Annotated in this window: 9 protein-coding genes and 1 pseudogene; 6 read left to right on the forward strand and 4 right to left on the reverse strand. The window is 68.4% G+C overall.

What is annotated here, in order from left to right; genetic code table 11:
* Positions 1-359: 359 nt before the first annotated feature.
* Positions 360-758: pseudogene (locus AB0B41_RS41035) on the forward strand (FAD-dependent oxidoreductase); the annotation flags it as partial.
* 183 nt (positions 759-941) lie between these two features.
* On the opposite strand, the gene AB0B41_RS41040 reads toward AB0B41_RS41035, so the two are convergent.
* Complete coding sequence (locus AB0B41_RS41040; protein WP_358212449.1) at positions 942-1235, reverse strand: hypothetical protein; 294 nt, start codon at positions 1233-1235, stop codon at positions 942-944.
* A 76-nt stretch (positions 1236-1311) separates the two neighbouring features.
* Here AB0B41_RS41040 and AB0B41_RS41045 point away from each other — a divergent pair, with 76 nt between their 5' ends.
* Positions 1312-1785, forward strand: coding sequence for an FAD-linked oxidase C-terminal domain-containing protein (locus AB0B41_RS41045; protein ID WP_358212450.1), 474 nt, complete (start codon positions 1312-1314; stop codon positions 1783-1785).
* Positions 1786-3141: 1356 nt separating this feature from the next.
* On the opposite strand, the gene AB0B41_RS41050 is transcribed toward AB0B41_RS41045, so the two are convergent.
* From AB0B41_RS41050 to AB0B41_RS41060, 3 genes are read right to left on the reverse strand one after another with little or no spacing between them, the layout of a single operon-like run.
* Positions 3142-4026: a dioxygenase gene (locus AB0B41_RS41050; protein ID WP_358212442.1), complete on the reverse strand. Its 885-nt coding sequence runs from the start codon at positions 4024-4026 to the stop codon at positions 3142-3144.
* Entirely contained in the window at positions 4023-5075 is a 1053-nt protein-coding gene (locus tag AB0B41_RS41055; protein WP_358212443.1) for a maleylacetate reductase, read from the reverse strand. The genes AB0B41_RS41050 and AB0B41_RS41055 overlap by 4 nt, the downstream gene beginning before the upstream one ends.
* Complete coding sequence (locus AB0B41_RS41060) at positions 5072-6283, reverse strand: FAD-dependent monooxygenase (RefSeq protein ID WP_358212444.1); 1212 nt, start codon at positions 6281-6283, stop codon at positions 5072-5074. Before AB0B41_RS41060 ends, AB0B41_RS41055 begins: the two co-directional genes overlap by 4 nt.
* Positions 6284-6457: 174 nt before the next feature.
* Here AB0B41_RS41060 and AB0B41_RS41065 point away from each other — a divergent pair, with 174 nt between their 5' ends.
* From AB0B41_RS41065 to AB0B41_RS41080, 4 genes are all read left to right on the forward strand, one after another.
* Positions 6458-7243, forward strand: coding sequence for an IclR family transcriptional regulator (locus tag AB0B41_RS41065; RefSeq protein WP_358212445.1), 786 nt, complete (start codon positions 6458-6460; stop codon positions 7241-7243).
* A 193-nt stretch (positions 7244-7436) separates the two neighbouring features.
* Positions 7437-9092: a CocE/NonD family hydrolase gene (locus AB0B41_RS41070; RefSeq protein ID WP_358212446.1), complete on the forward strand. Its 1656-nt coding sequence runs from the start codon at positions 7437-7439 to the stop codon at positions 9090-9092.
* 127 nt (positions 9093-9219) lie between these two features.
* On the forward strand, positions 9220-10539 hold the full coding sequence (locus AB0B41_RS41075) for an MFS transporter (RefSeq protein ID WP_358212447.1): 1320 nt from the start codon (positions 9220-9222) through the stop codon (positions 10537-10539).
* A 92-nt stretch (positions 10540-10631) separates the two neighbouring features.
* Positions 10632-10862: a hypothetical protein gene (locus tag AB0B41_RS41080; RefSeq protein ID WP_358212448.1), complete on the forward strand. Its 231-nt coding sequence runs from the start codon at positions 10632-10634 to the stop codon at positions 10860-10862.
* Positions 10863-11014: the final 152 nt, after the last annotated feature.

Genomic DNA, 11014 nt, shown 5'->3' on the forward strand with positions numbered 1-11014 from the left:
CTCGGAGATCGACAGGTCCTTCGCGATCTCGGCGACGGGCTTGACCTTCGAACGCGCAAGGTCGATGGCGCGCTGCCGGAACTCCGGCGGGTGAGAAGCGGGCACGAACGACATCCTTCCCGGCGGACGAGGTCCGCCTCAGAGGAGGTGTCCGGCCTCAGGGGCCAAGCTCAACCGACGTCACCTCTGAGATCATTAGGCCGGTCCCCTTCGGGCTCACAGATGGCGACCTGGACCGCGCCCTCGCCGCCATCGCTACGGCGATCGGTACGGACAAGCTCGCCGCTGATCCCGAGACCATTGCGGAATTCCAGGATCCCTTCCAATATGCCGGTTCCGCGACGAATATCCCGTCGGCGGTGGTCAGTCCCACCAGTGTCGAGGACGTCCGGGCCATCGTCCGTCTCGCCAACCAGCACCGGATCCCGGTTTGGCCAGTCAGTCGCGGGAGGAACAACGGGTACGGCGGCGCCGCACCCCAGCTACCGGGCTCGCTGATGCTGTCCTTCCGCAACATGAACAGGATCCTCGAGATCAACGAGGAGCTCGGTTACGCCATCGTCGAGCCGGGAGTGACCTGGTTCGACCTGCACGATGCGATTGAAGCCGGCGGACACCGCCTCGTCGCCTCCGTCGTCGACATCGGCTGGGGCGGCGTGGTGTCCAACACCCTTGAGCACGGACTGACCTACCTGCCGTACAGCCTCGACCAGGCATCGCATTGCGGTTTCGAGGTCGTCCTGCCGAACGGCGACCTCCTTCGCACCGGCTCCGGCGCCATGGACAACAACCCGACGTGGCCGCTCTACAAGCGCGGTCTCGGCCCGACGTCCACCGAGCTGTTCATGCAGTCCAACTACGGCATCGTGACCAAGATGGGCTACTGGCTGATGCCGAAGCCCGAGATCTACATGCCCCTCTGGCTCCAGCTCTGGGACGACTCACAGATGCCCGCCGTGGTCGACGCGCTGCGCGGCCTCATGCTCGACGGCACGATCAACATGCGTCCGCAGATCACCAACACCCTCTGCATGGCGTCCATGCTGACCGCTCGCGCGGACTGGTACGACGGCGAGGGTTCGATGCCCGACGCGATCATCGACAAGATCGCCAAGGAACTCGGTCTCGGACGTTGGCTGATGCGCTTCGCGCTGTACGGCGACGAGTCGGTCGTCGACCACAACTTCGCGAAGATCAAGAGGGCGCTTCGAGGCCATCAGCACGGCCACGGTCATCGGGCAGAAGCACGGCCCCGAGGCGTGGGAGACGCTGCCCAACCCGAGCGAGCGCGTCCAGATCGGCGTTCCGAGCATGGACCTCTACAAGATGGCCGGATGGTCGGGAGGCGACCAGGGCGGCCACGTCGACTTCTCGCCGGTGGTCCCGATGACCGCGAAGCACACTCAGGCCGCTCAGAACCTGTTCTCGAGGATGTGCAACGAGGCGGGCTTCGACTACCTGATGGGGATCCTGCCGATCAACGCTCGATCGGCAGCGATGGTCAACATCATCCCCTTCGACAGGCAGAACGAGGGTCAGGTGCAGGCGGCTTATCTGCACGCCAAACGAATGGTCGCGACGGCGGGCAAGCTCGGGTACGGGGAGTACCGCGCCCACCTGTCATTCATGGACCTCGCAGCCGACCAGTTCGGCTTCAACCACCACGCACAGCGCCGGTTCAACGAAACCATCAAGGACGCCCTCGACCCCAACGGAATCATTGCGCCCGGAAAGTCCGGCATCTGGGGCACGCGCCTGCGTGAGGCGGGCTTTCCCCGGCAGTAGCCCGCTGCTCTGAACGTCTCGCGATCGCCGTGCCCGGCAGCCGCCCGGTACGGCGATCGCCGACCTGCGCGCTCCACCCGCTTCTGTCGTCCTGTGCATCGTTCCCTTCACCCGTTGGAGCCGCCCGCATGCCGATGTTCGCCGTCTACACGCGCGCACCGAACCCGGACGATGCGCACGGCTGGGTAGCGGGAACCCGATCTCGGTGGCCAACCGGGCCAGCACCAGGCTGCTCGCCGACGTGAACTCCGACGGTTGACCACTGGATCGACGGGCGCAGCGTGCCCGCCGCGGAGGGTAGGCGGCTGACCACCCGCAGCCCCGCCGACGGCACCGAGATCCGGCCGATCTCGCGGCCCGCGCGCACCGATCAAGGGGTGGTCAGGGCCGCCAGCCAGCCTCACCACGCACGACCTGTGGACGCTTCGTGGTGTCCGGATCAAGCACGACCAGTTCCCGATGCGCCTCGCTGTTGGAGGACCGACGTGAAAGTCACGATCCACTCCGTCGTCGGGGACCCCGAGGAGACCCTGCTGCTGACCGTCGCAGCCGACGAGCGCAGGAAGCGCGGAGGTGGCGCGCCACGCCCTGCCCGCCGATGCCGTTGCCGAGCGGATTCCTCGAGTTCGGTCGCTTCGCCGACCACCCCGACCGCAACCGTGTCGTCGTCGCGTGGCGTGCCCCTGTTCACCGCTTCCCCAGTCCTGCCGCTCGCATCAGTCGCGCGCCCATGCGCGCCTCCCCTACAGGGCATCGGCCGGGCTGTGACCAACGGCGCGTTCAGCACCCCGGCCCTCTGGCGGGAGTTGCGGCCTCGAGGTCCATGATCCCAAGGGACCGGGTCGTGGACGACCTCGCCACGGACCTCGTCCGGTGCGGCGAGCACCGCACAAACCCGCGCCGGTGCATCGCACGCCGCGGGTGTCAGCTTCGACCATCGACAAGACGCGCGCCGGGCTCGAAGTGTCCTGGCCTCGCCCCCATCGGGCCCGGCCGCCCTGGTCGCACATCAACCACGGCGTGCTCGCGCTTCTGGCGGGGTCGCCTCCGCGCTCGCCCAGCTGCGCCGGGCCGCCGGATGCGAGCGCGGGTCCAGGGCCGATGGTCGCGCCGTCCGGCCCGGCCGACATAGACGGCTGGAACCAGCTCCTCGAGGCGCTCGCCGCCCACGGCGACAGCCTCGACGCGCCGATCCCCCTGTCGCGATCGAGACCACCCGGGGCCTGCTCGTGTCGTGCTTGCGCCGCTCGTGCAGCAGACTACGGACGCGGTTGTGGGCTAACACGCGGCCCCAACAGACGTGGTAGTCACTACTGAATGAGCACGCCGGCGGCTGCAGCGGTAGGGAAGGTAGCCTCACGCATCCGTCGGGGCGAGGGCGATGTCGAATTGCGCTCGGCTCCATGTCTTATCGGGGATGACTCGGCCGTCTGGCGTCGGTGTGCCGATCGGCTGACGCACGAAGTCCTTGACCAACGACGGCCTGACGCCGAAGACGGCGTCGGAGTCGAGCAGCTGGTCTCCCCGCACGAAGATGTGCGTGACAAGGGTCCGATAGTCGGGATGGGACACCCGGAAGTGCAGGTGCGACGCCCGCATGGGCGAGCGGCCCACCGCGCGGAGCAGCTGGCCGACCGGCCCGTCGTGGGGGATGGGGTACGGCGTGGGGGTCAGTCCCCAGAAGGAGTAGCGCCCGTCGTCGCCGGTGAAGAGATGGGCGCGCCCGGCGATCCGGTCGTCTCCGCGCTGCACGTCGTAGAGTCCGTCCTCGTCGGCTTCCCAGACCTCGATGCGCGCGTTCGGGATGATCTCTCCGGCCGCGCCCGTGACCGTGCCTTCGAGCCAGCACGGCTCTCCGACAGCGCCGAACGCGATGTCCCCACCGACCGGTATCTGCGGGGATCCTTCGACGAAGAAGGGGCCGAACACAGTGGCTTCTGTGGCGTCGCCGCAGGCCTGGTCGTTCACGGTGACGGTTTGCATGGAACTGCCAAGCACGTCGGACAGGAGGATGAACTCCTGCCGTTTGTCGTCGGTGATGTGGCCGCAACGGGTGAGGAAGTCGATGGCCTGGGTCCACTCGTGCTCGGTCAGGCGGACCTCGCGGATCAAGTCGTGCAGGTGCCGCACCAGCGCGGTCATGATCATTCTCAGGCGTGGATTGGTGCACGCGTCGAACGAGCGCTCGACCCGATGGGCCAGTTCTGCCTCCCGAGCTTGTTGCTCCGGCGGGACGGTCATGGCAGGCGTCCTTCCCAGGCGGCCCGGAGAAGGGCCGTGAGATTGTCGGTGCTGAGTCGTGCCGGGTTCTGAGGCGGCGCCTCTGCCAGCACGGCCTCCGCGGCGGGGATGATGGCGTTGGCCGGCATGCCGTGGTCGCGCAGAGCGACGGGCGGGTCGAGGCGTTCCCGGAAGTGCCTTAGTCCGCCCTCGGCGGTGGGCGCCCCGAGAGCCGCAGCTATCCGGCGTTCCGCGTCCTCGGCGTGCGGTGCGTTGAGCGCCAGCACGTGGGGCAGGACGATGGCGTGGGTCTGCGCATGCGGCAGGCCGAACATACCGCCGAGGACGTGGCAGATCTTGTGGTGGAGGCCCGCGCCGGCGGAGGCGAACGCGGTGGCGGCGAGGTAGGCCCCGTAAAGGGTCTGTTCCCGGGCCGCCAGGTCGTCCGGCTCGGCCTTGACCGAGGGGAGGCCGATGGCGAGAGCCCGGATGCCCTCCGCTGCGAGGGTCGCGTTGACCGGATTGGCGCGGGGCCCCCATAGGGAGTCGATGCTGTGGGCAAGCGCGTTCAGCCCGCTCGCCACGCTGATGTCGACCGGCAAGGACCGGCTCAGCGAGGCGTCGTAGATGACGGCGCGGGGAAGGGCCCGTGGGTCGGCGCCGGTCTGCTTGTGGTCGTCCTCCGTCATGCCCCACACCGGTGTCGCCTCCGAACCGGCATACGTCGTGGGGACGGCGATGATGGGCAGGGCGGTCTTGAGCGCGACGGCCTTGGCCAGTCCGGTCGTCGATCCGCCGCCGACCGAGACCAGGCAGTCGACGGCGTGGAGGGCAGCGATATGGCATGTCCGCTCCGCAACGGGGCGGGGCACGTGCATCGCGATGTCGTGATGCCAGATGGCCACGGGCAGATCGGTGACCAAGCGCTCGGCCACCACCCGTTGCGGCCGACTGGCGATGACCATCAGGCGGGTGGCCCCCAGGTTCCGGACCTCCTGGGCGAGGTGCTCCGCCGCCTCGCCGGTGGCGAACCGTACGCGCTGCGGCAGGGTGTCGTGGACGAACCTCATCGAGCGCCCACGGCAGGAGCGTCCACCTGCTCGGCGTCGTAGGCGTAGATCCAGCCGTTGGACACGAGGGGGTCGGTGTCGGTGAAGGAACGGTCACGCGCTCGTTGCTCCGGGCCGTCCGGGAGATGGTTGACGAGTGACCTGGCGTGGCTGATCTGCTGGAGTCGGCTGGTGCGCGGGATGCGCAGCGCCTCGTAGCGGCGAACTGCTCGTGCAGGCTGCTCGGCGTCGTCGGCCAGGCAGCGTGCGAGGACGGCCGCGTCCTCGATGGCCTGGGCCGCCCCCTGGGCGAAGAACGGGAACATCGCGTGGGCGGCGTCCCCCAGGAGTGTCGCCGGCCCGGCGCTCCACCGGGTCAGGGGCGCCCGGTCCAGCAGCGCCCATCGGCCCGGCCTGTTGGCGGCCCGGATCAGGTCGACCAACCTCGGGTCCCAACCGTCGAACTCGGCGACGAACTCGTCCACAGTTGCCGTCGCACTCCACGACTCCACCGAGTAGCCCCCGGCCGGGGCGAAGGCCACCAGGTTGATCAGGCGCCCGGCCGACACGGGGTAGTGCACCAGGTGGTGGCCGGGACCGATCCACAGCGTCTGGGCGTTGCGTCGGGCGAACTCCGGTGCGCGATCGGCGGGGACGAGGGCGCGGAAGGCGCAGATGCCCGAGTCGGTCGGCGGTTCGGGATGCGCGACGGCGCCGCGGACTATCGAGTGCACCCCGTCGGCCCCGATCACGACGTCGGCCTCGACCACCTCCCCGTCGGCGAAGTGCACCGTCGGGCGGGGGCCGCCGAGGGTGAGGTCGATGCACCGTTTGCCGAGCCGGACGGCGTCGAGGGGAACGGCGGAGCGCAGGGCGTCGAGCAGGTCGGCCCGATGGGCCGTGTAGGTCTCCTCGCCGTAGAGGCGCGTGCAGGCCGCGTCGAGGTTCTCGGCCGACAGGACCGTGCCGTCGCTCCAGCGGCGGAACTCCCATCCGACTGCGAGCGTCACCGCCCGCTTCGCGAAGCGGTCGAGGACACCCAGCCGACGTAGTAGGCGCGCGGCGTTGGGCGCGACGACCAGCCCGGCGCCCACTTCGGTGAGCTCCTTGGCCTGTTCATAGATCGTGCTCGTCAAGCCGGCGCGATCGAGAAAGGCGGCCGCGGCCAACCCCCCGATCCCGCCGCCCAGGATGACAACCTCCGGCTTCGCCGTCGTTGTACTGGACATCCCGCTTGCAACCCACTTCCGCAATCGATAACGAGGGTACGTGCGAACTCGCTCGGTGCTCATGCTGAGGGCACGGTCGTGCGGCCGGGCGCCCTTGCCCGTTGAATGAACAGTTGAAGGACTACAGTGCCCCGGCGGGCGGCATCGTCGACGCCCGTGTCAGGAGGAGGTCGAATGCCCAGGACCAACGACCCGGGGCGAACGGTGAGTTCGCGTCTGCTCGAGGTGCTCTTCGCCTTCAGCAGCGATCACCCGTGCCTGAGCGTTGCCGACTTGACGCGGATGACCGGCATGTCACGTGCCACCGTTCGCCGGCTGGTCCTGGAGCTGGTGAGTGTCGGAGCCCTGCAGCGCGACGACTCCGGGCGCTACACCGTCGGCCTGCGCCTGTGGCAGCTCGGGACGCTCGCGCCGCTCACCGAATCGCTGCGCACGCTGGCGCAGCCCTTCCTCGAAGACCTCTACACCGCGCTGCAGCAGCACGTTCAGCTGGCGGTCCTGGAGGGACAGGAAGCCGTTATCATCGAACGACTGTCCGCGCCCGGTGCGCTTCCGCTCGCGTCGCACGTGGGAGGGCGGCAGCCGCTGCACTGTTGTGGGGTCGGGAAGGTGCTGCTCAGCCACGCTGATCAGGAGCTCATCGACAAGGTCCTGAGTGGACCACTGCGCCGCTACACCGACCGCACGGTGGTCGATCCGGTCGAGCTGCGCAGTCAGATGGCCGCCTGCCGGCGAACGGGCACGGCGATAGTACGCGGAGAGTTCACCGATGACGCCGACTCGGTCGCAACCCGGATCATGGATGCCGAGGGTCGGGTCGTCGCCGCACTCTCCGTCGTCGTGCGCGCAGGATCGGTGAAACCCCACGCCACCCTCCCCTCGGTCGTGACGAGCGGGCTTGCCCTTTCTCGCATGCTCGGGTGGCGACCCGCTCGCAGTCCGACCGCCAGCGCGCTGTAGCCGACACCCGACGCGTCCATCGTGACCATTGAACGGACAACTGTGTCCGCTGCGACCCGGTCCTCCGGTAGACATCCCGGCGACCAGCTCGCCCGTCGCCGCAGTCTCGGGCCACCGGAGGCTATGTGCACTCCTCGCCCAGGTGACTCCCGGGTCGGTCAAGCTCTTCTCGGCGACACAAACAGAAGGTGCGATGTCGAACTTCGAGTACCGGTTCCGGCCACCGCGGATGACGCCGGAATCCCGCGGAGGGGCCGAGGCGGAGTACCGCCGAACGGTCGAGGACGGCATGCTCGTCGAGCGCGACGTCCCGGTCACGTTGCGGACCGGCGACACGATCTTCGTCGACGTCTTCCGGCCCCTGGACGACGCGGTGGCGGCTCCGCCGCTGATCAGTTGGATGCCCTACGGCAAGCACAACCCGCTCCCCGTCCAGAAGATCTTTCCGGACGCAGGCGTCAAGGACGAATGGACCAGTCGCCACACCGCCTTCGAGTGCCCCGATCCGGTGTACTGGGTGAGCCACGGCTATGCAGTCGTGCTGGCCGACCTGCCCGGGACGTGGAACTCCGAGGGAGCGGCGACGTACTGCTCACCGGAAGAGGCGCTCGCCTTCTACGACCTCATCGAATGGGCAGGCACGCAGCCGTGGAGCAACGGGAAGGTCGGGCTGTCCGGCGTCTCCTATCTGACGGTCTCGCAGTGGCGCGTGGCCGAACTGGAACCTCCGCACCTTGCCGCCATCAACCCGTACGAGGGCTGGACTGACACCTATCGGGAAGTGGTCCGGCACGGCGGAATTCCCTCCACGTGGTTCTGGCCCTACCTCTGGGATCGCTGGGGAGCGAGCCGCACGCAGATCGAGGACCTGGAACGCGAAACCGCAGAGCATCCGTTCTACGACGAGTTCTGGCAGAGCAAATCCGCTGACCTGGCCAGGATACGGACGCCGGCATACGTCGTCGCGAGCTGGAGCGACCAGGGGCTGCACACCCGAGGCACGATCGAAGGCTTCACCCGCATCTCCTCTCCCGACAAATGGCTGGAGATCCACGGCGGGAAGAAATGGGCTCACTACTACGAGCCCGGCAGCGTCGAACGCCAGCGAACCTTCTTCGACCACTACCTCAAGGGAATCGACAACGAACTGTCGAACTGGCCGCCGGCACGGCTCGAGGTTCGTCGGTCCTGCGGCGAGGTAACCGTCCGCGCGGAGCAGGAATGGCCACCGGCGCGCACCACCTACACGAAGCTGTTCCTCGACGCTGGCGACGGCAGCCTCAACTGGAGGCTGCCGACCGACGAGCACGTCGCCACCTACGACGGCGCCGGAAGCGGTCCCGGGGCGCATCGCGCCGAGTTCGAGGTCGCCTTCGATCGCCCGGTCGAACTCGTCGGCCACATGAAGGCGACACTCTATATGTCCGCGGAGGCGGACGACCTCGACCTCTTCCTGGCGGTCTGGAAGATCAACGCAGCCGGAGAGGTCGTGACCTTTCCCTACTACGGAAACTTCGAGGACGGAGCCGTGGCCCTGGGCTGGCTCCGTGCCTCGCACCGCGAGCTCGACGTCGAGCGATCCACCGACTACATGCCGGTCCTCGCCTACCAGCGGCTCCTCGGCCTCGAGACCGGGAAGCCGACCCGGCTCGACATCGAGATCCTTCCGTCCGGCACGAGCTTCGAACCGGGTGACCGGCTCCGGCTGGTCGTGCAGGGCACCGACGTGCACAAGTACCCCAAGCCCACCGTCTTCGCCCGGCACGAGGACACCGTGAACCGAGGTGCACACATCATCCACACGGGCGGCCGCTTCGACTCCCACCTGCTGGTGCCCGTCACCGCCTAACACCGTCCCGTCCGACTGACACGCAGATCGCCCTGGCGGGCGAACACTCCGACCGCGCTCGCCCGGCCGTCGTGAACGTTCCCGGCTGTCGGACCGGCCCAGTGCCGAACCCTACCGAAGGACACCGATGTCTGACGTCTCTCCCGAACCGCGGCAGGCCAAGGCCGGTCGAGTTGCCGCCGCCACCTTCCTCGGCACCACGATCGAGTGGTACGACTTCTTCATCTACGGAGCCGCGGCCGCCATCGTCTTCGGGCCGCAGTTCTTCACCGACCTCTCCCCCGCAGCCGCCCTCATCGCGTCGTTCGGCACGTTCGCGTCCGGCTTCGTCGCCCGGCCCGTGGGCGGGATCCTGTTCGGCCACTTCGGAGACCGCTTCGGCCGCAAACCGACCCTCGTCGCGTCCCTGCTGATCATGGGCCTGGGTACGTTCTGCATCGCCCTGTTGCCCACCTATGCGCAGATCGGGGCCGCCGCGCCGGTGCTGCTGATCCTGCTCCGGCTGGTCCAGGGTCTCGGCGTCGGGGGTGAGTGGGGTGGCGCGGTGCTCATGGCCACCGAGCACGCCCCAGAAGGGAGACGGGCGTCCTTCTCCTCGTTTCCGCAGATGGGCATCCCGGCCGGGATCGTCCTGTCCAACCTGGTCTTCCTCCTCACCAGCCTGGTGGTCGGCCCCGCCAGCTTTGTGGCATGGGGCTGGCGCATCCCGTTTGTACTCAGCGCGATGCTGGTCGTCGTCGCGTTGTTCGTCCGACTGCGCCTCGAGGAGAGCCCGGTGTTCGAGGCGGCCCGTCGGGACGGAGCGGTCCGCCGTCTCCCGGTCCTCGAGGTGCTCACGACCAACCCGCTGAGCATCGTCCTCGGGGCTGGCGTCTCGCTGGCGCCCTCCGCCCTCGGCTACCTGTTCTCGGTCTACCTGCTGTCCTACGGGACCGGGGTCGGGATTCCCCAGAAGACCATGCTCCTGCTGATCAGTGCCGCCGCGCTGGTCTTCCTGGCCGCGGTGGTGGTCTCGGCCCGGATCTCCGATCGGATGAGCCCGACCCGGGTGTTCCTCGCGGGGACGGGCGCATCAGTGGTGGTGGTCTTCGTCGCCTTCGCACTCTTCGACACCGCCACAGTTGCCGGAGTCTTCGGCGCACTCGCCGTTTTGGCCGTCGTCCTCGGCCCGATGGTCGGTGTCCAGGCGATCATCGTGACCACGGCGTTCTCCCCGAGCATGCGATACACGGGCGCATCGCTGGCCTTCCAGCTCGGTTCGGTGGTCGGCGGGGGTATCACGCCGGTGGTCGCCACCACGATCCTCGCCACCACGGGCTCCTCCACGGCTATCGCGGGCTATCTCTCGGTGGTGTCGATCCTGAGCCTCGTCAGCGTCGCTCTGCTGCCACGTACGGCGCGCCGGACCGGCACCGTCGTCACCGCCGCGGAGCCCTCCGCGCCCTAGAGTCAGGCTCTGGCCGGCGAACTCCGCATCGGCCTGTCCCTACGTGGAGCCGGTCCCTGCGGGTTTTGTCCCCGCGGCAGGCGTCCTGGCCGATGGGCAGCACCGAACCACCCCGTGCGACCGCGGCGACCATCTCCGGTCGTGTCGATCTTCGTGTTCGACAACTCAAGGACGAGGAAATGATCACGAAAGAGCACCAGCCGGGCGTGACGAACGCCGCGTTCCGCACCCCGGCCCCGCGTCGGAAACCGCGCGACAAGGCCCGTCCCGGCGGCGAGAAGACGATGGACGTCGTCGCCTTCGGGAACGGTGGCCCGGCATGAGTAATCCGTTGTTCAACGACAACCGGCTCAAGATCGGCGTGGCTGACGGGCCTTACCCGGCTCTTCCGGATTTAGAGTGCGAGGGCTCCGCAGTGCAGTAGCGACCGGATGCGGTAGTTGATCAGGTTGCGGAACCCGAGGGCGTTGCGACG

It is taken from the genome of Pseudonocardia sp. NPDC049154 (genome assembly GCF_040648315.1).
Classification (GTDB): Bacteria; Actinomycetota; Actinomycetes; order Mycobacteriales; family Pseudonocardiaceae; genus Pseudonocardia.